General features: G+C 54.9%; 27 protein-coding genes. 20 read left to right on the forward strand and 7 right to left on the reverse strand.

What is annotated here, in order from left to right; genetic code table 11:
• Positions 1-5 precede the first annotated feature (5 nt).
• Positions 6-584 carry a metallophosphoesterase gene (locus tag APY94_RS05055; protein WP_058938596.1) on the forward strand — a complete coding sequence of 193 codons (579 nt, stop codon included), beginning with the start codon at positions 6-8 and terminating at the stop codon, positions 582-584.
• Positions 584-1,558, forward strand: coding sequence for a hypothetical protein (locus APY94_RS05060; RefSeq protein WP_058938597.1), 975 nt, complete (start codon positions 584-586; stop codon positions 1,556-1,558). The genes APY94_RS05055 and APY94_RS05060 overlap by 1 nt, the downstream gene beginning before the upstream one ends.
• A 12-nt stretch (positions 1,559-1,570) precedes the next feature.
• On the opposite strand, the gene APY94_RS05065 is transcribed toward APY94_RS05060, so the two are convergent.
• Positions 1,571-2,500, reverse strand: a complete 930-nt coding sequence (locus tag APY94_RS05065) for an NOL1/NOP2/sun family putative RNA methylase (protein ID WP_058938598.1) — start codon at positions 2,498-2,500, stop codon at positions 1,571-1,573.
• Positions 2,501-2,600: 100 nt separating this feature from the next.
• Between APY94_RS05065 and APY94_RS13170 the strand changes: the two genes are divergently transcribed.
• Complete coding sequence (locus APY94_RS13170) at positions 2,601-2,798, forward strand: hypothetical protein (protein ID WP_157065474.1); 198 nt, start codon at positions 2,601-2,603, stop codon at positions 2,796-2,798.
• Between the two features lie 84 nt (positions 2,799-2,882).
• Here APY94_RS13170 and APY94_RS05075 read toward each other — a convergent pair whose 3' ends face one another.
• The 3 genes from APY94_RS05075 to argF form a co-directional block, all read right to left on the reverse strand.
• Entirely contained in the window at positions 2,883-3,839 is a 957-nt protein-coding gene (locus APY94_RS05075) for a hypothetical protein (RefSeq protein ID WP_157065475.1), read from the reverse strand.
• 72 nt (positions 3,840-3,911) lie between these two features.
• Positions 3,912-4,034 (reverse strand): hypothetical protein, encoded by a 123-nt coding sequence (locus APY94_RS13840; RefSeq protein ID WP_281176002.1) that lies wholly within the window; start codon positions 4,032-4,034, stop codon positions 3,912-3,914.
• Positions 4,035-4,304: 270 nt separating this feature from the next.
• On the reverse strand, positions 4,305-5,252 hold the full coding sequence (gene argF, locus APY94_RS05080) for an ornithine carbamoyltransferase (RefSeq protein WP_058938600.1): 948 nt from the start codon (positions 5,250-5,252) through the stop codon (positions 4,305-4,307).
• A 234-nt stretch (positions 5,253-5,486) separates the two neighbouring features.
• On the opposite strand from argF, the gene APY94_RS05085 reads away from it, so the two are divergent.
• The 6 genes from APY94_RS05085 to APY94_RS13930 all read left to right on the forward strand — a co-directional run bounded on the left by APY94_RS05085 (position 5,487) and on the right by APY94_RS13930 (position 10,505).
• Positions 5,487-6,002 (forward strand): DUF996 domain-containing protein, encoded by a 516-nt coding sequence (locus APY94_RS05085; protein WP_169791801.1) that lies wholly within the window; start codon positions 5,487-5,489, stop codon positions 6,000-6,002.
• Positions 6,003-6,526: 524 nt separating this feature from the next.
• Positions 6,527-7,264, forward strand: a complete 738-nt coding sequence (gene thyX, locus APY94_RS05090) for an FAD-dependent thymidylate synthase (protein ID WP_058938602.1) — start codon at positions 6,527-6,529, stop codon at positions 7,262-7,264.
• A gap of 28 nt (positions 7,265-7,292) precedes the next feature.
• Positions 7,293-7,949 (forward strand): DUF7523 family protein, encoded by a 657-nt coding sequence (locus APY94_RS05095; RefSeq protein ID WP_058938603.1) that lies wholly within the window; start codon positions 7,293-7,295, stop codon positions 7,947-7,949.
• A 140-nt stretch (positions 7,950-8,089) separates the two neighbouring features.
• On the forward strand, positions 8,090-9,718 hold the full coding sequence (locus APY94_RS05100) for a Na+/H+ antiporter NhaC family protein (RefSeq protein WP_058938604.1): 1,629 nt from the start codon (positions 8,090-8,092) through the stop codon (positions 9,716-9,718).
• Positions 9,719-9,789: 71 nt separating this feature from the next.
• A complete protein-coding gene (locus APY94_RS13925; protein WP_342667066.1) occupies positions 9,790-10,155 on the forward strand; it encodes a hypothetical protein in 366 nt (121 codons plus the stop codon).
• A gap of 44 nt (positions 10,156-10,199) precedes the next feature.
• Positions 10,200-10,505 carry a hypothetical protein gene (locus APY94_RS13930; protein WP_342667067.1) on the forward strand — a complete coding sequence of 102 codons (306 nt, stop codon included), beginning with the start codon at positions 10,200-10,202 and terminating at the stop codon, positions 10,503-10,505.
• On the opposite strand, the gene APY94_RS05110 is transcribed toward APY94_RS13930, so the two are convergent.
• Positions 10,502-11,002, reverse strand: coding sequence for an HIT family protein (locus tag APY94_RS05110; RefSeq protein ID WP_058938605.1), 501 nt, complete (start codon positions 11,000-11,002; stop codon positions 10,502-10,504). The genes APY94_RS13930 and APY94_RS05110 overlap by 4 nt on opposite strands.
• 121 nt (positions 11,003-11,123) lie before the next feature.
• Between APY94_RS05110 and APY94_RS05115 the strand changes: the two genes are divergently transcribed.
• The 9 genes from APY94_RS05115 to APY94_RS05145 all read left to right on the forward strand — a co-directional run bounded on the left by APY94_RS05115 (position 11,124) and on the right by APY94_RS05145 (position 15,811).
• Complete coding sequence (locus APY94_RS05115; RefSeq protein ID WP_058938606.1) at positions 11,124-12,359, forward strand: 2,3-bisphosphoglycerate-independent phosphoglycerate mutase; 1,236 nt, start codon at positions 11,124-11,126, stop codon at positions 12,357-12,359.
• 176 nt (positions 12,360-12,535) lie between these two features.
• Positions 12,536-13,207, forward strand: coding sequence for a DUF2202 domain-containing protein (locus APY94_RS05120; RefSeq protein WP_169791802.1), 672 nt, complete (start codon positions 12,536-12,538; stop codon positions 13,205-13,207).
• 22 nt (positions 13,208-13,229) lie between these two features.
• Complete coding sequence (locus APY94_RS13845) at positions 13,230-13,361, forward strand: hypothetical protein (protein WP_281176003.1); 132 nt, start codon at positions 13,230-13,232, stop codon at positions 13,359-13,361.
• Positions 13,362-13,398: 37 nt separating this feature from the next.
• The gene (locus APY94_RS05125) at positions 13,399-13,704 is read left to right on the forward strand and encodes a hypothetical protein (RefSeq protein ID WP_058938607.1); all 306 of its coding nucleotides are present in this window, start codon (positions 13,399-13,401) and stop codon (positions 13,702-13,704) included.
• Between the two features lie 2 nt (positions 13,705-13,706).
• A complete protein-coding gene (locus APY94_RS13340; protein ID WP_169791803.1) occupies positions 13,707-13,880 on the forward strand; it encodes a hypothetical protein in 174 nt (57 codons plus the stop codon).
• Between the two features lie 54 nt (positions 13,881-13,934).
• Positions 13,935-14,555, forward strand: coding sequence for a translation initiation factor IF-2 N-terminal domain-containing protein (locus APY94_RS05130; RefSeq protein WP_058938608.1), 621 nt, complete (start codon positions 13,935-13,937; stop codon positions 14,553-14,555).
• Complete coding sequence (locus APY94_RS05135; protein ID WP_058938609.1) at positions 14,555-15,244, forward strand: DUF2202 domain-containing protein; 690 nt, start codon at positions 14,555-14,557, stop codon at positions 15,242-15,244. Before APY94_RS05130 ends, APY94_RS05135 begins: the two co-directional genes overlap by 1 nt.
• A gap of 61 nt (positions 15,245-15,305) precedes the next feature.
• The gene (locus APY94_RS05140) at positions 15,306-15,599 is read left to right on the forward strand and encodes an ArsR/SmtB family transcription factor (protein WP_058938610.1); all 294 of its coding nucleotides are present in this window, start codon (positions 15,306-15,308) and stop codon (positions 15,597-15,599) included.
• A gap of 23 nt (positions 15,600-15,622) precedes the next feature.
• Positions 15,623-15,811 carry a hypothetical protein gene (locus tag APY94_RS05145; protein WP_058938694.1) on the forward strand — a complete coding sequence of 63 codons (189 nt, stop codon included), beginning with the start codon at positions 15,623-15,625 and terminating at the stop codon, positions 15,809-15,811.
• Here APY94_RS05145 and APY94_RS05150 read toward each other — a convergent pair.
• Positions 15,808-16,101: a hypothetical protein gene (locus APY94_RS05150; RefSeq protein WP_058938611.1), complete on the reverse strand. Its 294-nt coding sequence runs from the start codon at positions 16,099-16,101 to the stop codon at positions 15,808-15,810. The genes APY94_RS05145 and APY94_RS05150 overlap by 4 nt on opposite strands.
• Before the next feature lie 126 nt (positions 16,102-16,227).
• Here APY94_RS05150 and APY94_RS05155 point away from each other — a divergent pair, with 126 nt between their 5' ends.
• Positions 16,228-17,052, forward strand: a complete 825-nt coding sequence (locus APY94_RS05155; protein ID WP_058938612.1) for an aldo/keto reductase — start codon at positions 16,228-16,230, stop codon at positions 17,050-17,052.
• Positions 17,052-18,917 carry an aldehyde ferredoxin oxidoreductase family protein gene (locus APY94_RS05160; protein ID WP_058938613.1) on the forward strand — a complete coding sequence of 622 codons (1,866 nt, stop codon included), beginning with the start codon at positions 17,052-17,054 and terminating at the stop codon, positions 18,915-18,917. The genes APY94_RS05155 and APY94_RS05160 overlap by 1 nt, the downstream gene beginning before the upstream one ends.
• 86 nt (positions 18,918-19,003) lie before the next feature.
• On the opposite strand, the gene APY94_RS05165 is transcribed toward APY94_RS05160, so the two are convergent.
• On the reverse strand, positions 19,004-19,201 hold the full coding sequence (locus APY94_RS05165; RefSeq protein ID WP_058938614.1) for a hypothetical protein: 198 nt from the start codon (positions 19,199-19,201) through the stop codon (positions 19,004-19,006).
• Between the last annotated feature and the right edge of the window lie 721 nt (positions 19,202-19,922).

Here is a 19,922-nt window from a genome sequence, read left to right on the forward strand (position 1 = left end):
ATTTAATGCCGATAAAACTCCCCCTCTTCCGGAAAAAAGTCCTGGAGCTGCTGTCATCCACCGACGAAACGAAGGTCATGCACGTCAGCGACACCCCAGAGAGCGCTTACCGCTTCATAGGTGGGCTCATCGACAGGGTCCGTCCCGAGTACGTTATCCACACGGGCGACCTCGCGGACAACATAAAGCTTGAGCGAAGACCCGACATGAAGCCGCTCTACATTGGGGCGGTGAGAAAGCTGGCCCGCGTCCTCAAGAACCCTGGGACGGAACTCTACGTGGTCCCAGGCAACGAGGATGAGCCTGAGGTAGTCCGGGAGTTCTTCGGGGGAAGTGTCGTCGAGCCAGGAACCATCGTTGAGATAGAGGGCAGGAGGTTCGCCCTCGGCCACACGTGGAGGGAGGTGGCCGGCCTGGACGCCGATTTCAGACTTTACGGCCACAACTTCAAGCTGATAGACCGGGGGCTGAACGGCGTCCTCGGTGTCAACTTCGTTCTTCTCCCGAGCGGGAAGACCTACCGGGTGAAGTATCCCGGCGGGACGGATTTAGATAGAGGATACAAGATGTGGAGGGGCATGTGATGAAGGTTCTCCGCTTTGGACCGTCCATAATTTTCCTTAGAACCGGGGACATCCCGGCCGTGAAGAGGGCCCTCTCGGAAGCCTTTGGGGTCGGTGAGATACCAACGGACGAGGCGATTAAGAGGAGCAGCGAGTTCGAGACGATAGTCTTCGTCACGGATGAATGGAAGAAGGAGACGATACCGCCGGAGACGGCCTTTCTCGTGAGTTCCCACGCCCCGGTTGTTCTGAGCCTTATCCTGAACGAGAAGCTCCCGATAGAAAAGGTTCATGTGGAGAGCACGCTGATATTCATAAGGGTCCCCAGCAAGGTTGAGGAGGGCCTGAAGCTCATCTCCGAAAAGTACGGCGGGGAGATAATGGACATAAGGACGGCCCTTGACGAGGGTGAGGCAGGGGACACGATAATCGGCGTGACCAAGAAAAAGCTCAACTCCCCGATCGGGCCGGAGGACATCGATGGTGCCGTCCTCGTCCGCAGGGACTTCCTTGAGGTTTACAGGGAGCTGAGCGTTGACCTTCCCGTCCTTCTGCTCAGGCTGATGCCCGAGTGGAACGAGATCACGATTAAAATCTACGACACCGATAAGCGCTACGAGGAGAACATAGAGCGCCTCATGATGGTGATTGAGGACATAGACATTGGCTTCGTCATTGGAGAGGGCTGGGACTGGGACTATCCGAGGCCATTCATGCGCGTTCCGGTTTACAAGCTCAAGCTCCTGACATGGGAAGACCCGGTGCGCGTTAAGTTCCTGCTCAAAGGCATTGAGTACCACGGCTACAAGCGCCTCTGCGACATAGACGTTTTCGTCGAGGGGAAGAAGATTCACTGGACGGCCCTCGGAAAGTACGACTCGAAATTCGAGCTGGCCAAGGCCGCGTGGGAAGAGCTGGAGAAGAACCTCAGTGCGGATGTCATTGAAAGGCTGAGGGAGCTCGATGAGAAGCTCGCGCCGGAATCGAAGGATTGAATTGGGGATGTCTCAGAGTTTCTTAATCTCCGCAACGAAGAAGCCGCTCGTCCCGTGCCTGTCCGGATAAAAGCGCCTCGCCTTTCTTATCTCCCCGCTAAGCTCGATTCCGAAGGGGCTCGTTAAAGCGGGCTCGCCGTAGCGGAGCGGGAGCAGTTCAACGTCGAAGTTGTCGAGAACCCATTGAACCACGAACTCGTTCTCCTCGGGCTCGAGGGAGCAGGTTGAGTAGACGAGGATTCCTCCCGGCTTCAGAACCTCAAGGGCTTTTTCGATAAGCTGCATCTGCAGCCCCTGGCAGAACTTCACGTCCTCCATCGTTCTGTTGGCCTTCCTCTCGGGGTTCTTGTGTATGGTGCCCGAGCCCGTGCACGGTGCGTCGAGGAGGATTCTGTCGAACTCGACGCCCAGCTCGGCTATGTGGAGTGAGGACTTATGGATGAGTACAGTATTGGTTACCCCGAGGCGGGAAAGGTTCAGACGGGTCTCCTTTAAGCGTTCCTCCCCGACATCGAAGGCGTAGATTATTCCCTTGTTCTCCATCAGCTGGGCGAGGTAGGAGGTTTTTCCACCCGGGGCGGCGGCCATGTCGGCGACGGTTTCGCCGGGCTTCGGTTCCAGAGCGACGGGAGGGTACATCGAGCTGGCCTCCTGAATGTAGAGGAGACCGCTCAGATATTCCGGAGTGGAGGTTATCGAGAAGGGCTCGCGAGTGAGGCAGAACCCTTCTCTCGCCCAGGGAACGCGCTTAAACTGGAAGCCCTTCTTGTTGAGGAGCTTGGTGAGCTTCGGTACTTCGATGCGGAGGGTGTTTACGCGGAAGCACCTCGGCAGAGGCTTTTCCATGGCCTCGGCTATGGCTAGAGCCCTCTCGCTCCAGAGCTCGTAATAGCGCTCCGCGAATGTCTTGGAGTAGCCGAGGCTGAAGAGCTTTTCCAGCATGGTTGGAACAATGGTTCTTCAATATAAAAGGGTTGAGGATATCCAGATAGCGTATCAATAGCAATATTTTTATAAGCAGAAAAAACTGCCTTTAGTTTTGATGTTTGAAACAGAGATTGAGGTAAATGATTTTAGACTTAAAGTGATAGATAAAGGTGGTAAGTCAGAGGGGGATTTTATTATTAAATCCAAATTCAGAGGAAAACGAGAATTCGCTCCAAAACATGCGCATTCATCATGCGAACGCCAAATACCGGGGAACTGGGCCCCACAAGTTCTTCCACAATCCAAGACTTGAGAGTTCTCAACATCATGATGCACCTCACTTGGAGACGAATACGTGAATCTCTTCCTGAAGTTACAAACATGGATAGCCTTTTTCTCATGTCTCCACCTCCAACCTCAGCATGTTCAATAGTTCCCCGTAGCTGTACTCTGCGGAAGAATCCAGACCTTCAAAATAGTACCTGATGGGTAGTATCCTGCCGTCCCTGAAGGCGAATTTTGAAAATTCTCTGGCTATTAATATTCCTCCAACAGCCTCTTTTCCATATTCCTCAGTATATTTCCTTAGTTGCTCCACGTCCCTTTTCTGAGCTTTCCCAGTCTTGACTTCCGCGAGCAGATATTTATTAGTCGCAGAGGGGTGTTTTAATTTTATGAAAATGTCTGCATATCCCTCGGGGAGGGCCTTTTCCCCAAGCACTTCAAATTCGTTGGGTGAATTATCCACGCCGAAAAATTCTAAGGCATCGCGAAGAACTGTAGCTTTGAGTCTTTTTCTCACAAGTGATTGAAGTATAAGCTCTTTGAAATAGAACTTCTCTGGAATCGTTTGATTTTCTCGTTTGAACACAATTCTTGGCTCAAAAGTCTCTGCATTGAGTTCTAAGTAAGTTGATTCGTCAGTATATGGCACCCCCATCTCCGAAACATTGTAAAACGTGAGGGTATCCGCCTGGAAGTGAGTTTTTCGGTAGCCGCCTCTTAAAAGCAGATTCTCGGCGACGTATGAGAATTCTCGTCTGACCATAGGTTCGTCGAACTCTCGCTCTAGCTTTAAGAACAGCCTGAATGGGAAGTAATATGTCCTTCCTGATCTGAATGTTATCGAAGGCCACGGAGGGAGCTTCTCGGCGTTCCTGTATGCAACTTTTCCAACAACCCTGTACAGATTCCTCACCCGGGCCCCGTACAGAAATGAGATGTAATCCCCAACGTCTATATCAAAAAACGTCCAGAGGCCGTTTATACTGTTTGTAAACCCTGCGAGGTTGTGTTTCATACAGAGTTCTAAGTTCCCCTTGTTTGAAAGGGATACCAAAAAGTAATCCGGCACTTCTAATCACCCCCAAACCCATTCCTGACTATCTCATTAAACTCCATTGATTCTGCTATCGATCGCATCCTCTCATTTGGTATCTAAATTCGCCTTAATAAGGTGTTCGATAAATTTAATGTAGTTGGATATGTCCAATCCTTCCTCCTGTGGTGCTTGCAGTTTAATAAGCCTCATTATAATCCCCTCAAACATCTGCTCACCCAGATCTGTGCTACACAAAACTGTTTTAAAACTTAAGTTGTTTTGGCTAGTCCTCATGTTGTGGAATTTATGGAAGGTCATTTTCATAAAAGCGCCGTTTTATGAAACTGCACTTTCACAAAAGGCACTATCTGTGAAAGTCTGCTTTCATAAACTGCCACTTTTTATGAAAATACACTTTCACAAATGACGCCCTCTATGAAAGTGGACTTTCACATGGGGCTGAGTTCTGGAGGGGAACAAAGGAAGAAGAAAAAGCCCTCAGACCTTAATCCCACCCATAACGAGGGCCATAACAGCTTTCTGGGCGTGCAAGCGGTTCTCGGCCTCGTCGAAGACGACGCTGTTCGGGGAGTCAACGACGTCGTCGGTGACCTCCTCGCCGCGGTGGGCCGGGAGGCAGTGCATGAAGATGTAGTCTGGCTTGGCGTGCTTGACGAGGTCCCTGTTGACCTGGAACGGCTGGAATATCTTCCTCCTCTCCTCGGCCTCGGCCTCCTGACCCATGCTCGCCCAGACGTCGGTGTAGATAACGTCCGCATCCTTAACCGCCTGAACCGGGTCGTGAAGGAGCTCGAAGCTTCCGCCGCTCTCGGCCGCGTTCTTCTCGGCCCACTTGATGACCTTCTCGTCCGGCTCGAAGCCTTCGGGGGTTGCAACAACAACGTTGGCACCGAGCTTGGTTCCGGCTATCATGAGGGAGTGGGCGACGTTGTTTCCGTCACCGACGTAGACTATCTTAAGGCCGGCTATGCGGCCCTTCTTCTCGAGGATGGTCTGGTAGTCAGCGAGAGCCTGGCACGGGTGGCTGAAGTCGCTCAGACCGTTGATGACCGGGACGCTGGCGTACTTGGCGAGGTCCTCGACGTCCTTGTGGGCGTAAACCCTCGCCATCATTCCGTCCACGTACCTGCTGAGGACGCGGGCGGTGTCTGCTATCGTCTCGCCGCGCCTGAGCTGGAGGTCGTTGGCGTTGAGGTAGAGGCCATAGCCGCCGAGCTGGTAGATTCCAACCTCGAAGGAGATCCTCGTTCTGGTTGAGGGCTTCTGGAAGATCATGGCCAGGGTCTTGCCCTCAAGAACGCGGTGCGGCTTGCCTATTTTGTTCCAGATCTTCATCATCTCGGCTGTCTTGAGAATAGTCTCAATCTCCTCCCTCGTAAAGTCCTGAAGGCAGAGAACATCCCTTCCTGCAAGGCTAACCACCATGTGCATCACCGTCTAAAGCTGGAGCCCGGTTTTAATAACCCTTTCGTCGGAGAAAGTGGGATAGGACTGAAATCTTTTGAGCATCAATGCACGCTGGCTTTCCAAACGTAATGAACATCGCCGCATTCTTTGCCACATGAAGTACTTCCGATATGGATGTGTCATACTTTTATAGCCACTGGTGGAAAACCTTTTAAATGATTATGAAGACATTTATTTTCGAGGTGATTGCCCGTGAGTGATTTGAAAAATGCCAAAATGATGGGTGGCATCGGAGCCATCCTGACCGTTGTGGGCCTCGGCTTCATAGGATTCATCCTGAAGCTCTTGGCCGTCAAAAACATCGCCGAGGCTACCGACAGGGACGAGATATTTAGCAAGTACCTCTGGGCTGCCATACTGAACATACTGGCCAGCCTGATACTTATGGGAACCATGTGGGGCTCGATGCTGGGTGCCTCGAAGTCACCCGAGTTCGGCCTGGGCATGATGGGCGCCGGTGGCATTATCGCAGTGATTCTCATGATAATCGGTGTGTGGTTCATGAAGCAGAGCTACGACATGATATCTGAGGAGACTGGGGTGGGCATGTTCCACACGGTCGCGCTGCTGTACATCATCGGTGCAATCCTGATGCTAGTTCTGATCGGTGGACTGCTTATTGTCATAGCGGCAATCCTCGAGATAATCGCGTTCTTCTCACTGCCCGACGAGATATCCAAGCCCGTTGAAGAGCCGGCACCTGTTTAGTTTTTTGTTCCCATTTCCTTTTCGATTTTTTGATGGATCATTTTGACATTCTTTTCGCAGACGTTGGAGAGGACTCTTTTATATCTGAAAATCGTACAGACATTGGGTGATATTATGGAAAGTCTGAAAAATGCCCGGACCTGGGCAGCATTGGTGCCATATTCAGCCTCTTTTACGTGACTTTTTTCTTTAACATGCCTCGCCCTTTATGGCAGGGTACGGACAACCATCCAAAAAGCCATTAAGCAGGAAAGCAAAGCTATTAAGGCTTGAAAGCCACACCATACTTTGAGATGAAGCGAACAGTAACCGTCAAACTCCAACCAAGCAAAGCCCAAGAGGAAACCCTCTTCGAATTAGCTCAAGCTACCGCAGTAATAGAGAGGTGATGATGAGAACCCCTCAAACCTCCCTGCCTTTAGTGAGGGGTTAGCTCGTTGGAACCCCCGCCCTTCAAGGCGAGGAGGAGGTCATCCCAAAGTAAACCTAATAAACCTGGCCCGATTCTATCTCCGGTGGCGCGAATGGGGGATGGGATCAGGGTTACCCTTGTCAATTATACGAAAAAACCTCTCGAAACCGTCACTTGGGCGGCACTCATAAGCTACTGGGATGAATGGGAGACGGAAGCGTTCGAGCGCATGGGCGAAGGGGACGTTCGGATGCATCTGCCCCGGGTTTTGGGGTATGGTCACGAGTCAATACTGGAGCACGCGGTTCTCACCTTCGCGATCGAGGGATGTTCTCGGACGTGTTCACACCAACTTGTGAGACACAGACTTGCAAGTTATACCCAACAGTCACAGCGCTATATAAAATTGAACCCCAACGACGTCGAAGAGACCTTCGTAATTCCAGAGAGCGTGAAGGAGAAGCCTGGGCTCTACGAGAAATGGAAGGAGTTAATGAGGAAGGCTATCGAGCTCTACGAGGAGAGCTACAATGCGGGAGTTCACCAGGAGGACGCGCGCTTTGTACTCCCCCAGGCGGTGAGGACGAAGCTCGTCATGACCATGAACCTCCGCGAGCTGAAGCACTTCTTCGGCCTGAGGGCATGCGAAAGGGCCCAGTGGGAGATACGGGAAGTGGCCTGGAAGATGCTGGAGGAGATCGCAAAGAACGATGACCTCAGGCCCGTGATAAAGTGGGCGAAGCTCGGGCCCAGGTGCGTTCAGCTCGGCTACTGCCCCGAGGGCGAGCTCATGCCGCCGGGCTGCTGGAGGAGGACGAAGGAGAGATGGAAGAGAATAGCCGGGATATAATCCGTTTCCGGCCTTGGGATGATGAACAATGAACCCCGGAAAACCCAGCATAGCCGAGATTGTGCGGGACGAGATAATGAGGCGGCCCTTTGTGCGGGAGTGCATGCGCCTCGGCATCGTTAACTACAGTGCCCTTGCGAGGATACTCGTAGCCGACGCCGGCCTGGACGCATCCATCCCCGCGGTTAAGATGGCCCTGATCCGCCTCGGGGAGGAGCTCAGGGATGAGAGGTCCCTTCTTGAGGAGCGGGTGAGGAGCGTCGTTGGAAACAGCATCATAGAGCTCCAATCCGATGTCAGCGTGATAACCGTCTCGAAGGAACACCTTGTCAGGGCCGTGAAGGATCTGCTGGAAATAATGAGCAAATCGAGGTTCTTCCAGCTGACCCAGGCTAGGGACACGTTCACAATCGTCATCGCGAGTGAGGACGAGGCAAAGGTTCTTGGCCTTGTGAAGGAGGTCGTTGGCATACTGAGGGACCAGACCGCCCTTACTGTGATAAGCCCTGAGGACATAATTGAAACCCCCGGAGTTGTCGTGTTCATGACCTCGGCGCTGGCCGCAAACGGGATAAACATAACCCAGGTGATCTCCTGCCATAAGGACACGATTTTTGTTATTGACCGGGAAGAAGCGCCAAGGGCGTACCAGGTCCTGGAAAGGATCATACGCGGGATGAGGTAATTCTGTTCCAAATGAAACAGAATTCTGCTTTTTTGGTATATTTGTTACAAAAGTAATAAAAATGTTTTTTGTTAGCCCACACCGGTGCCGCTTGTCCGGTACATCAAACGAAATTTGCCAAAGATGGGAGGGATCGGATCATGTCGGACTTTGGAGTACTCTCACTCCTGCCACCTCTCGTGGCCATCGGTCTCGCCATCCTGACCAAAAGGGTTCTCTTCGCCCTGTTCTTCGGAGTGTGGGTTGGTGGACTGCTGGTGGCGGGGGGAAACCCCGTAGGGGCCACGACTGAAACCCTAAAGTGGATAGCCTTCAACATAGCGTCCGCCTGGGAGGAGAACGGGCAGATTGTTACCGACCTCTGGAACACGAGGATTCTCCTCTTCGACGCACTCATAGGTGCAGGGGTAGCGCTGATATACAAGGCCGGCGGCATGAACGCCATAGCGAAGGCGGTGACGCGGAAGGTTAAAACGAGCCGTGCAGCCTCGCTGATGGCGGCTATCTTCGGAACGATAATATTCTTCGACGACTACACCAACACCATCATCGTCGGCAACACAATGAGGCCCATCACGGACAGGGCGAGGGTTTCGAGGGAGTTCTTAGCCTACGCGGACGATTCAACCGCCGCTCCGGTGGCGGTTCTGGCGGTCGTCTCCACCTGGATCGGTTACGAGCTCGGCCTCTTGAAGGACGCGATAGCGAGCGTCGGTGCGGATATAAGCGCCTACTCAGCGTGGTTTGCCAGCTGGCCCTACAGGTTCTACCCCATCCTGGCGGTTATCCTCGTCTACCTCGTTGCAATCACCCACAGGCACTACGGCCCGATGCTTCACGCTGAGCAGCGTGCCAGGACCGAGGGCAAGGTCCTCCGCGATGGGGCGCAGCCGATGATGACGACGGAGGTGGACGTGGGGATGCCCATAGAAGGCAAGGAAAGCGTCTGGGTGTTTATACTACCCGTTGCGGCCCTTGTCTTCATGACGTTCCTCGGCCTGTGGGTTACTGGCGGAGGCAGCGCCGCTTACGCCAAGGGCGGCTTTCAAGAGGTTCTCTCCAACGCGGACTCAACGTGGGCCCTCGTCTGGGGTTCGTTCTCCATGGTCATCGTCGCAATGGTTCTCGTTCTGGCGATGAAGATAATGAGCCTCGAGGATGTCGAGCACACCCTTGTTGCCGGAATGAAGCAGATGCACTTCGCCATGATGATACTCATCCTCGCGTGGAGCATCAAGAGCGCCTGCGACGCGGTTGGCACCGCCGACTACATAGTTAGCGTCGCATCGAACGTCCTTTCACCTGGGTTGGTTCCCCTCGTCGTCTTCGTGGTGGCGGCGTTCATCTCCTTCACGACAGGAACGAGCTGGGGGACCTTCGCGATAATGATGCCGATAGCGGTTCCCCTCTCCTACGGGCTCAGCGGGAGCTTTGGACCGGTCGTCTACGCCAGCATCGCCTCGGTCTTTGCCGGCGGCGTTTTCGGGGACCACTGTTCACCAATCAGTGACACAACCATCATGAGCTCCATGTTCTCAGGCTGCGACCACATCGACCACGTGAACACCCAGATACCTTACGCCCTCACCGCGGGCTTCGTCGGCGCCGTTGTGCTCCTGCTCTTTGCCGCGGGGCTGAGGAACGGCTGGCTGCTGCTCGCCATCGCGGTACCGCTCCTCGTTGTACTCCATCGCTTCCTCAGTGAATGGTACGGCAAAAAAGCTGGAATTCCGCACGGAAAGGTCCATCTCTACGCTGTTGAGGACTGATTTCTTTTTTCTTTCCTCTTGCACCGGGTTCCAAACCAACGGTTTAAGAAACGCTTTTTATATCTCTTTCTATGGTTTCTGTGGGGATAAACGTGAAAACGAAGAGCTGGGAAGTTGAAATCTCTCACCCGTGGGAAAGCCTTCAGGTTATCCTCAGCGAGCCTGAGAAAACCCTTCCGTTCTTCCCGTACTTCGAGGATATCCAGGGCGACAGGGTTCGCTTCAAAGTGCCCCGCTTCATCTTCAACTTCGGCTACGAGTTCAAACTAACCGTGGGATTCCAGGAGCACCGTGCCGTTTACACATTCACCGGGGACAGGGGGATACTCACAATAACCTTTGAGGTGGTCGGGGGAAGGCTGAGGGTCTCCGCGAGCTGGGCAGGGTTCGGCGAGGCGCTGATGGGCAACCGCTGGATAACTTTGCAAGGGGGATAGCGGGGGCTATTAGGGACTTCTGCAACGCCCAGGCAAGCTGTCCCGTGGCGAAAATACGGAACGGCAGGGGCGTCGTTGAGAGGGTGACCCCCGAAACCGCCCCAGCCCTGATAAAAAGGGTCTCATGGGAGCTCAAGGGAGAGGACTTTGTTCTGGAGGGACGTGCGGAGGATGGAACGTTTCTATCCGCTGCTGTCCGCGGCGGAAAGCTCACCCGACTCACTGTGGGGGACCCGGAGGGTAAAAAGAGCATTATAGAGGCCGATGTTCCTGTGCTGGAGCTGGGAAGCGACCTCTTTGAGGGGCTGCTCCTCAACAGGGAGTTCACAATAGAAGTTAAGAGGGCCTAAGGCCCGGTCTCTCCTGCTATTTCATCTATTGCCTTCTTCAGCTCGTCGTAGGCTTCCTCAAGCGACTCCGGAATGACCTTGGTGTCGGCTATAACCGGCATGAAGTTCGTGTCCCCGTTCCACCTCGGCACTATGTGGAGGTGCACGTGGTCGTCTATGCCCGCCCCGGCAACGCGGCCGAGGTTCACACCCATATTGAAGCCCTGTGGATTCATGGTCTTCTTCAGGGCCTTTATCATGAGCTGAGAGAGCTTCATTATTTCGAGAAGCTCTTCCTCGGTCAGGTCTTCCCACCTTCCGACGTGCCTGTATGGGGCTATCATGACGTGCCCCGGGTTGTAGGGATAGTTGTTCATGATTATGAAGCAGTGCTTCCCGCGGTAGAGAATGAGCCTCTCCCTGTCGCGGTTTTCCTTCGGGAAGTCGCAGAAAATGCAGCCATCGTGTTTGGGTGAGCGTATGTACTCGATCCTCCATGGTGCCCAAAGGGTTTTCATAACCTCACCTCCAGTGGGAGAAACGGGGGTAGGTTAAAAGCTTTTTTGGGGTGGTGGGAGGGGCCACAATCATCCAACAAAGCTTTTAACTCCACCCTTCTACTCACCCCAGGTGATAGATATGAAGCAGAGAAAGGGACTTCTTATAATCCTCGATGGTCTCGGAGACAGGCCGATAGAGGAGTTCGGGGGAAAGACCCCACTGGAGTACGCTGACACTCCGAACATGGACAGGCTCGCCAGGATGGGAATCCTCGGCCAGCAGGACCCCATAAAGCCCGGACAGCCGGCCGGCAGCGATACCGCCCACCTGAGCATCTTCGGCTACGACCCCTACAAGGTTTACCGCGGCAGGGGCTACCTTGAGGCCATGGGGGTTGGCCTCGACCTCAGCGAGGACGACCTGGCCTTCCGCGTGAACTTTGCCACCATAGAGGACGGAATCATCACCGACAGGCGCGCGGGCAGGATAAGCACCGAGGAGGCCCACGAGCTGGCAAAGTCGATCCAGGAGAACGTTAAGCTCCCCGTGGACTTCATATTCGTCGGTGCGACAGGCCACAGGGCCGTTCTGGTTCTCAAGGGCATGGCCGCGGGCTATCGCGTCGGGGAGAACGACCCCCACGAGGCGGGCAAGCCGCCCCACAGGTTCACCTGGGAGGATGAGGAGAGCAGGAAGGTCGCGGAAATCCTTGAAGAGTTCGCAAGGAAGGCCCATGAGGTTCTGGACAAACACCCGATAAACGAGAGGCGCAGGAAGGAGGGGAAGCCCGTCGCCAACTACCTGCTCATCCGCGGTGCCGGAATCTACCCAGGCATCCCGATGAAGTTCACCGAGCAGTGGAAGGTCAGGGCTGGGGCAGTCATAGCGGTTTCCCTCGTCAAGGGCGTTGCCAGGGCGATAGGCTTTGATGTTTACACCCCTGAGGGAGCAACCGGCGAGTACAACACCGACGAGATGGCCAAGGCCAGGAAGGTCGTCGAACTCCTGAGGGACTACGACTTCGTGTTCCTCCACTTCAAGCCGACCGACGCGGCCGGCCACGACAACAACCCGAAGCTCAAGGCCGAGATGATTGAGAAGGCCGACAGGATGATAGGTTACATCATCGACCACATCAACCTCGAGGACGTCGTGATAGCGATAACCGGCGACCACAGCACTCCATGTGAGGTTATGAACCACAGCGGCGACCCGGTTCCGCTCCTCATAGCCGGCGGTGGCGTCAGGGCCGACCACACCGAGAGCTTCGGCGAGCGCGAGTGCATGCGCGGCGGCCTCGGCAGGATAAAGGGCCACGATATCGTGCACATAATGATGGACCTCATGAACCGGAGCGAGAAGTTTGGGGCCTGATGTCCTTTCTTTTTCTAGTTTAGTCTGTTTGTAGCATGGAATTCTACCCGTATTGGCACTGTCAGATGGCCTTTCTAAACGTCGATTTGGTTGCTTTATATGAGTGGTTACCAAAAACTTTATAAACCCTGCATGCATATGTAATATTGAACTTACACATGGAGAGGTGAAGAGACATGAGGAAAAAGATTTGGGGTATCGCCCTGTTGATGTTGGCTGCCCTGGGGTTCACTCTGGGAAGCGTGGCAGCGTGGCACGGGACTCCGGGAGAGAACCCGTACGCCGGTCGGACAACCGCACCCATGCTTAACAGCACTATGGAGACGTACTACTCCGACCTCAGCCAGGAGGAGATAGATGGCCTGCTGTACATGGTGGAGGAGGAGAAGCTCGCACGTGACGTTTACCTGACGCTCTACGAGCAGTGGGACCTTCCGGTGTTCAGCAACATAGCGAGGAGCGAGCAGATGCACATGGACGCGGTTCTTTCACTGATAGAGAAATACAACCTGACCGCCCCAGAGACTCTCGACGAGGTGGGTGTCTTCCAGAACGACGACCTTCAGGCCCTCTACGACCAGCTGGTTGGGATGGGAAGCGTAAGCCAGGAGGACGCACTTAAGGTCGGCGCACTGATAGAGGAGACCGACATAAAGGACCTCGAGGACTGGATAGCCCAGACCGACAACGAGGACATCAAGCAGGTTTACGAGAACCTCATGGCGGGCAGCGAGAGCCACCTGAGGGCCTTCGCCGGCCAGCTTGAGGTTATGGGTGTCGACTACACCGCGCAGGTGCTGCCCGCGGAGCAGGTGGACGAGATACTCCGCCTCCGCCCCCGACCATGACAGTGGAATGAAAGGCGCTGCCGTGGGCATGATGGGCGCCCGCCACGGCGACGCGGGAACCCAGGGCGGTATCATCGATGGAATCGCCAACATGTTCAGACACGCCTGGGGCTGGATGAGGGGCTTTGCCCACAGGGTTGGAATGCCCCTCTGATGTTTTTCCCTTTCTAACTTTCCGGGAGGCGAACCTTATGGAAGTCAAGTCCCGAGTCTGGCACTTCGTTGAGTATGGTGAGTTTCCGCTCGAGGAGATAGACGTTGAAGAGGTAAGGGAAGACGCCCTGACCCTGCTCGGGCGCGTTAAGGTGGAGCGCTACGAGACTTCGAGGGGAACGGTGCTCAAGCTGCTCGACGAGTACGGCAACTACATCGGCAAGGTGGTCGGCTGTGAGCTCTCCAGTGTCACCATAGGAAGCGCCTATCAGACGCCCTTCGGAGTCAAGGTCACCCTGGACTGTGGGGATAAAATCGTCGGCTGGCTCTACCTGGGGGTGTGAACATGCCGAGGGGATTCGGTCCTGCACTGGGCCCCATGCACGGAAGGCACGGCTGGGGATTCGGCTGGTGGGGCCTCGGGATATTTGCCATCTTCATCATGTTTGCAAGACTTGCATTCCTTCTGCTCCCGTTCCTGCTCCTGGGAGCGCTGCTATATGCAATAATGAAGAGATGAGGTGATTGAGATGAAAAAGAACTGCAACTTTAAATGCCCACCGGAGGTGGCCGCATGAGGGCTTCGGCTCTCATAAGGGGTGTTACCGACCTTCTGCTGGCGGTGGTTTTCGCCGCCGTGCTCGTCACGGGCATCGGTCTCTACCTCGCACCGAGCGGAAGGATAGCGGAGAGTATAAGCTGGACGTTCCTGGGTCTCGACAAAGACACTCTAACGCTGGTACACACGTATCTCGGCTTCGTGATGGCCGGGCTCGTCGCGGTGCACCTGGCCATTGGAGTGAAGAGCATGTGGGTAATGCTGAAATCCGCGTTCAGGAGTTCCAAGCTCAAGGCTGTGTCCGCCGTTGTTGTTCCCATAATCCTCCTTGCCGCAGGATATCAGGTTTTCGCGGGGTACAGCGGTAGTGAGGAAACATCCACCGTAGAGTACACCTCCGACGTCACGGGGGACGTGTATATCACGGGAACCATGATGAAGTATTACACCGTCCAGCAGCTCGCTGATGAGTTCAACGTTGAAGTGACAGACCTTATTGGGAAACTCAAGGAGAACGGAATAGACGCATCCCCTGACGAGACCCTGGCCGAGATTGAGTACAAGTACGGTCTGGACGGGGAGGAGTTCAAGGCCATACTGGAGGAGGCAATAGCCGAACTAAGGGGTGGGGATTAATGAAGAAGGTCGGTTTTCTGATTATCGGTCTGCTTCTGCTGGCTGCTGTTGCGGCGTCGGGATGCATAGCCGGGGAGACTGAGACCTCCCCTACATCAACTGCGAGAGGGGGACCTCCCGAGGACCGGGGGCAAGGTTCCTCCAGCGGGGAGTTGGGCATGCCGGACATCTCGGTGCTGCCCTATCAGGAGCTCAGTGAGGATGAGATAGATGCGATACTTTACATGGCCGAGGAGGAGAAGCTCGCGCGCGACGTTTACCTGACGCTTTTCAACGAGACAGGCGTTCAGGTATTCGACAACATAGCGAGGAGCGAGCAGACGCACATGGACATGGTGGTGGAGTTAATAGAGAAATACAACCTGACAAATCCCATTGAGGGACTCGGCGTGGGCGAATTCAGGAGCAAGGAAATGCAGAACCTCTACGACGACCTCGTCTCCAAGGGAAGTGTGGGGGAAGTTGAGGCCCTTAAGGTCGGGGCTCTCGTCGAGGAGATAGATATAAAGGACCTCCAGGAGTACCTCAGGAGAACCGACAACGAGGACGTGAAGGCCGTCTTTGAAAGCCTGATGAGCGGGAGCAAGAGCCACCTGAGGGCGTTTACCGGGGTGCTCTCAAACAGGTACGGCGTAGCGTACTCCCCCCAGGTGCTCAGCGGGGATGAATACCAAGCCATAGTGGGATGAGCGGAAAGCTTTTATCTCTTTTTTCCAACCCTCCTCTAGTCTTGACTCAGCGGTGTTGAAAATGGTACAGAGTGTCGAGGAGCTGGCCACCATCTGCGATGCGCTTTCAAACCCCGTAAGGGTCAGAATACTCAAGCTTCTCTGTCAGAAGGAGTGGTACGTTTACGAACTCGCTAAGGAACTTGGAATATCGCGGCAGCTCCTTTATCTCCATCTCAAGAAGCTCGAAAAGGCCGGCCTCGTCGAGAGTGAACTTAGACTTGAGCCGGATGACCCAAGGGCCAAGAAATACTACCGTGCAAGGCCGTTCAGGCTCGTTATAGACAACGACGTGATTATGAATCTGGGGGGATAAAAATGCCGTGGGGAGGGGAATCCATGTCGACTCCAAGCGGGTGGATAAGCATAATACTCGGTTTGATAATCCTCGTGGTTTTGGTGTTTGCCTTCTACCAGGTGAACAAAACCCTGAACGAATTCAAGGTCGAGCTTGAGAGGCTCAAGAACACGCTTGAGGAAACGCGGAAAAACACGGAAGACGTAAAGAAAAAGCTGGAGGAGGTTTAACCCGTCAGCAGCTCCAGCTCCTTTTTCATTATGCTTCTGTTCATGATCAGGTGGATTATTATCAGAACCATCATGACGAGGCCGTAGCGGGCCCTGAGCTTGAGGAAATCAAGCTGGTTCATCCCCAGGAAAGTCCCCTGCTTTGCGGAGATGAACGTTCCGATGGTTATGAATATCACACCGAGGAACGCTATGAACAGCGTCATCGAGAAAATCGCCTTTATCCGCAGCTTCTTCCTCATCTGGGGGTTTTTCTTGGCTTTTTCAAACACCTCTGCCATCGGGTCCATAGTATCACCGCGGAATACTCTTGATTCCAATTTAAAAACATGCCGTATCCCATTTCTGTCCATCTTAGCGTTTAGACGGAAACCTTAATTAAGTTCGGCTTCCTAATTCCAAAGGTGTGGTGGGTTATGATCCAGAGGGATTTGAAGAGGATTAAGGCTGAGACGGTTACCGCGATTGGTATGGGTACATGGGGTATAGGGGGCTATGAGAGCCCCGACTACTCGCGCGACAGGGAGAGCGTTGAGGTTCTGAGGTACGGCCTGGAGATGGGGATCAACCTCATAGACACAGCTGAATTCTACGGGGCCGGCCACAGCGAGGAGCTGGTTGGAAGGGCCATCGACGGCTTCGAACGCGAGGAGCTTTTCATGATCAGCAAGGTGTGGCCAACACACTTCGGCTACGAAGAGGCAAAGAAGGCAGCCAAGCAAAGCGCCAAAAGGCTCGGCACCTACATAGACCTCTACCTCCTCCACTGGCCCGGCGAGAGCTGGAGGAGGATTGAAGAGACGCTCCGTGCACTCGAAGAACTGGTTGATGAGGGCTTGATTCGTTACATAGGCGTCAGCAATTTTGACTTGGAGCTTCTCAAGCGCTCCCAGGAGGCCATGAGGAGGTACGAGATAGTCGCCAACGAGGTGAAGTACTCACTCCGCGACAGGTGGCCCGAGACGAGCGGACTTCTCGACTACATGAAGCGCGAAAAAATGGCGCTCATAGCGTACACTCCGCTGGAGAAGGGCTCGCTCGCAAGGAACCCCTGCCTGGCGGAGATTGGGAGGAGGTACGGTAAAACGGCTTCTCAGGTTGCGCTCAACTACCTCATCCGGGAGGATAACGTTATCGCCATTCCGAAGGCCGGGAGCAGGGTTCACCTTGAGGAGAACGCCGGTGCCATGGGCTGGAGGCTCAAGGAGGAGGATGTGGAAAAAGTGAGGGGGTGCGTCTGATGTACGGCTACCACAACCGGATTGCGCGCGTAAATCTGACCACCGGAAAGGTTACCTACGAGGAACTGCCCGACGAGGTGATTAGGAAGTTCGTGGGTGGAAAGGGCCTCGGCTACTACCTGATTTACAGGGAAGTGCCACCGGGAACCGACCCACTCAGCCCGGCCAACAAGTTCATCTTCGCCACCGGAGGTTTAACCGGCCTGATTCCGGGTTCGAGCAAGGTCATAGCCGTGAGCAAGAGCCCGGAGACGGGGCTAATCAGCGACTCCAGCGGTGGAGACGCCTTCGGTCCAAAGCTCAAGGGGCACTTCGATGCTATAATCATCGAGGGGAAGGCAGAGGAGCCTGTCTACCTCTACGTCCACGACGGGGAGGTGGAAATCAGGGACGCAAAGCACCTCTGGGGCAGGGGCAACTACGAGGTCGCCAGGGAACTCTGGAAGGAGCACCCGAAGGCGAGTATGGCTTTAATCGGTCCCGCCGGCGAGAGGCTCAGCAGAATTGCCAACGTGATTTACGACACCGAGCGCGCGAGCGGAAGGGGCGGTCTCGGTGCAGTCCTCGGGAGCAAGAAGGTCAAAGCGGTGGTCGTTGAGCCCGGAGAGAAGCCGAAGGTTGCAGAGCCGGAGGAGTTCCAGAGGCTATGGCAGGAGTTCTACGAGCACTTCGCCACCGACCCTAAGTACGAGCACACGAGGAACTACGGAACGAGCGACGCGCTGAGGAGCTCCGCATCGCTTGGAATGAGCCCTGCCTACAACTTTTCAAGGCCCCACATACCGGACGAGCTGGCGAGCAAGCTGGCAGGGGATGAAGTCAAGAAGTACGAGGTAACCCCTGAGTGGTTCGTCCACGGCAAGAGCTGCCCGATAAAGTGCGCCCGCTACGTCGAGGTGGAATACAAGGGCAGGAAAATCCGCGTCAAGCCGGAGTACGAGAGCATAGCGATGCTCGGAGCGGCGACCGGCGTCTTCAACTTCCCGGCGGTGGCTTACTTCAACTGGCTCGTCAATCACCTCGGCCTCGACAGCATAGCCACCGGCGCCACCATCGGCTGGCTCTTCGAGCTGGTCGAGAGGGGCCTAATCACTGATGAGGAGATAGGCTTCCCCGTTAAAGGCTTCGGAGATGAGGAAGCTGAGGAGAAGCTAATCAAGCTGATGGCCGAGAGGAAGGGCATTGGGGCAGTTCTGGCGGACGGCGTGAAGAGGGCCTGCGAGAGGCTCGGCAGGGGCTGCGAGTTCGCGGTACACGTGAAGGGCATGGAAAGCCCCGCCTGGGACCCGCGCGGAAGGAGAACCTACGCTTTAAGCTACGCCACAGCGGACGTTGGTGCTTCCCACCTCCGCGGCTGGCCGAGGCCGCACCAGTTGCCCAACCAGGGGCCGGCGAAGGAGCTCGTGCCTTCCATGATAGAGGGCAGGGACGAGAGCTACATCACCGACATGCTCGGAACGTGCAAGTTCGTGTCCTACAGGATGGAGGACCTGGCGAGGTTCTACTCACTGGCCACGGGCGAGGAGTGGACCGTTGAAAGGTTCAGGAAGATCGCGCAGGCGGTTGAGAGCATCGCGCGCATACACGACGCCCTCGACTGGGTTACCCCACCGCTCGACGATACCATACCCCCGCGCTGGTGGGAGCCAGAGCCGGACGGCCCGGCGGAGGGCAACGCGGCGTTTATAGACTACAACGACTTCCTCGAGGCGAGAAGGGAGTTCTACAGGCTGAGGGGATGGCACGAGGAGCTTGGAGTTCCCCTGCCCGAGACGATGGAGGAGCTCGGTTACGGGGAGTTCAGGGACGACGCGGAGAGGGCTTTGGAGGTCGTGAAGAAGAGAATGGGGTTCAGGCAGGACTGAACTATGCGAAGAGCAGAGAATCGGCCCTGTTATTCCCCTTTTCTTCCTTATCAGTACGAGCGGAACAGATGCCATCAGCGTGCCAATCAGGGAGGAGTAGGCCAGCTCACCAGCTCCAGGGACCCGGGTAAGTGCGCATCAACGCCCAGCCCATCAAACACGGCGGCGGCCTGAAAGGTAAAAACTATGGAATAAAAAAGGGCGTAGAGGGGGAAAGGCAATCTCTCGGGTAGAAGGAAGAGGAGCCCGTAGAGGATGATAGAGAGAATGGGTAGCTGGACCATCGGAATACTTCATCCGTTCACCATTACACAGGCTGGAACAACACACGTTCCCTCCATCACTCTAACGGTGCTCGTGCCGTTGTATGTTGCCTTAACTGTGGAATTACATGGAAAAACTTTCCCATCGTGCTCACTGAAGAATTCAAGATACTTCTGCACCGCGCTTTCGTTTGCAGGGGGAGGTTCAGGCTCCTGTTCTGGAAGTCGAAGAAGGCCGGATACGTCCTGTTCCCTAACTTCCACTATGGATTACATACGCAGTATCCGGCAGTCGGGAGAGAATTTCTTGCAGGTTTTACTTTTTCTTTTGAAAGCCTCGCCTTTTAGGGTGGGGGTGCAGTAATCGGTAATCCGGCATTTCAACAGTCGAAACCCTTTTGAACTTTGGGGTGTAGTAAGGCCTCGGAGAGGCCACTCAAAAGAACCCGGTGAGAGGGGGTTTCAGCGTGTCCTCCCGCCATTGGGGGGAAGACGCTGTTAAGCGTCCTTTTCAAGAACCGCCTTTGAGCGGTTTGAAACTCAATGAGTGGCCTTGAGCGATAACCCCCAATCCTGTCTGGCGGTAGGGGTAACGGGCGCGAGACCGTGCCTTCGGGCCGAGCCGAAACTCGCGAGAGGAGTAGGAGATGAGCGCCCGAAAACCTTCCCGCCCTTGGGTTGGGGGTTCTTCGTTGGAACTCTCACCCTTCACGGCGGAGAGGAGGTCAGCCTCAACCCAATA

Source organism: Thermococcus celericrescens (genome assembly GCF_001484195.1).
GTDB lineage: Archaea > Methanobacteriota_B > Thermococci > Thermococcales > Thermococcaceae > Thermococcus > Thermococcus celericrescens.

Coding starts and splice junctions, on each gene's coding strand:
- APY94_RS13840 (WP_281176002.1), bottom strand. CDS start 4,034: ATGTTTGAGGGGATTATAATGAGGCTTATTAAACTGCAAGCACCACAG.
- APY94_RS05155 (WP_058938612.1), top strand. CDS start 16,228: ATGATCCAGAGGGATTTGAAGAGGATTAAGGCTGAGACGGTTACCGCG.
- thyX (WP_058938602.1), top strand. CDS start 6,527: ATGGGGGATGGGATCAGGGTTACCCTTGTCAATTATACGAAAAAACCT.
- APY94_RS05100 (WP_058938604.1), top strand. CDS start 8,090: ATGTCGGACTTTGGAGTACTCTCACTCCTGCCACCTCTCGTGGCCATC.
- APY94_RS13170 (WP_157065474.1), top strand. CDS start 2,601: ATGTTTGAAACAGAGATTGAGGTAAATGATTTTAGACTTAAAGTGATA.
- APY94_RS05055 (WP_058938596.1), top strand. CDS start 6: ATGCCGATAAAACTCCCCCTCTTCCGGAAAAAAGTCCTGGAGCTGCTG.
- APY94_RS05115 (WP_058938606.1), top strand. CDS start 11,124: ATGAAGCAGAGAAAGGGACTTCTTATAATCCTCGATGGTCTCGGAGAC.
- APY94_RS05095 (WP_058938603.1), top strand. CDS start 7,293: ATGAACCCCGGAAAACCCAGCATAGCCGAGATTGTGCGGGACGAGATA.
- APY94_RS05110 (WP_058938605.1), bottom strand. CDS start 11,002: ATGAAAACCCTTTGGGCACCATGGAGGATCGAGTACATACGCTCACCC.
- APY94_RS05165 (WP_058938614.1), bottom strand. CDS start 19,201: ATGGTCCAGCTACCCATTCTCTCTATCATCCTCTACGGGCTCCTCTTC.
- APY94_RS05140 (WP_058938610.1), top strand. CDS start 15,306: ATGGTACAGAGTGTCGAGGAGCTGGCCACCATCTGCGATGCGCTTTCA.
- APY94_RS05145 (WP_058938694.1), top strand. CDS start 15,623: ATGTCGACTCCAAGCGGGTGGATAAGCATAATACTCGGTTTGATAATC.
- APY94_RS05150 (WP_058938611.1), bottom strand. CDS start 16,101: ATGGACCCGATGGCAGAGGTGTTTGAAAAAGCCAAGAAAAACCCCCAG.
- APY94_RS13340 (WP_169791803.1), top strand. CDS start 13,707: ATGCCGAGGGGATTCGGTCCTGCACTGGGCCCCATGCACGGAAGGCAC.
- argF (WP_058938600.1), bottom strand. CDS start 5,252: ATGGTGGTTAGCCTTGCAGGAAGGGATGTTCTCTGCCTTCAGGACTTT.
- APY94_RS05135 (WP_058938609.1), top strand. CDS start 14,555: ATGAAGAAGGTCGGTTTTCTGATTATCGGTCTGCTTCTGCTGGCTGCT.
- APY94_RS05120 (WP_169791802.1), top strand. CDS start 12,536: ATGAGGAAAAAGATTTGGGGTATCGCCCTGTTGATGTTGGCTGCCCTG.
- APY94_RS05060 (WP_058938597.1), top strand. CDS start 584: ATGAAGGTTCTCCGCTTTGGACCGTCCATAATTTTCCTTAGAACCGGG.
- APY94_RS13925 (WP_342667066.1), top strand. CDS start 9,790: ATGGTTTCTGTGGGGATAAACGTGAAAACGAAGAGCTGGGAAGTTGAA.
- APY94_RS05065 (WP_058938598.1), bottom strand. CDS start 2,500: ATGCTGGAAAAGCTCTTCAGCCTCGGCTACTCCAAGACATTCGCGGAG.
- APY94_RS05160 (WP_058938613.1), top strand. CDS start 17,052: ATGTACGGCTACCACAACCGGATTGCGCGCGTAAATCTGACCACCGGA.
- APY94_RS05125 (WP_058938607.1), top strand. CDS start 13,399: ATGGAAGTCAAGTCCCGAGTCTGGCACTTCGTTGAGTATGGTGAGTTT.
- APY94_RS05130 (WP_058938608.1), top strand. CDS start 13,935: ATGAGGGCTTCGGCTCTCATAAGGGGTGTTACCGACCTTCTGCTGGCG.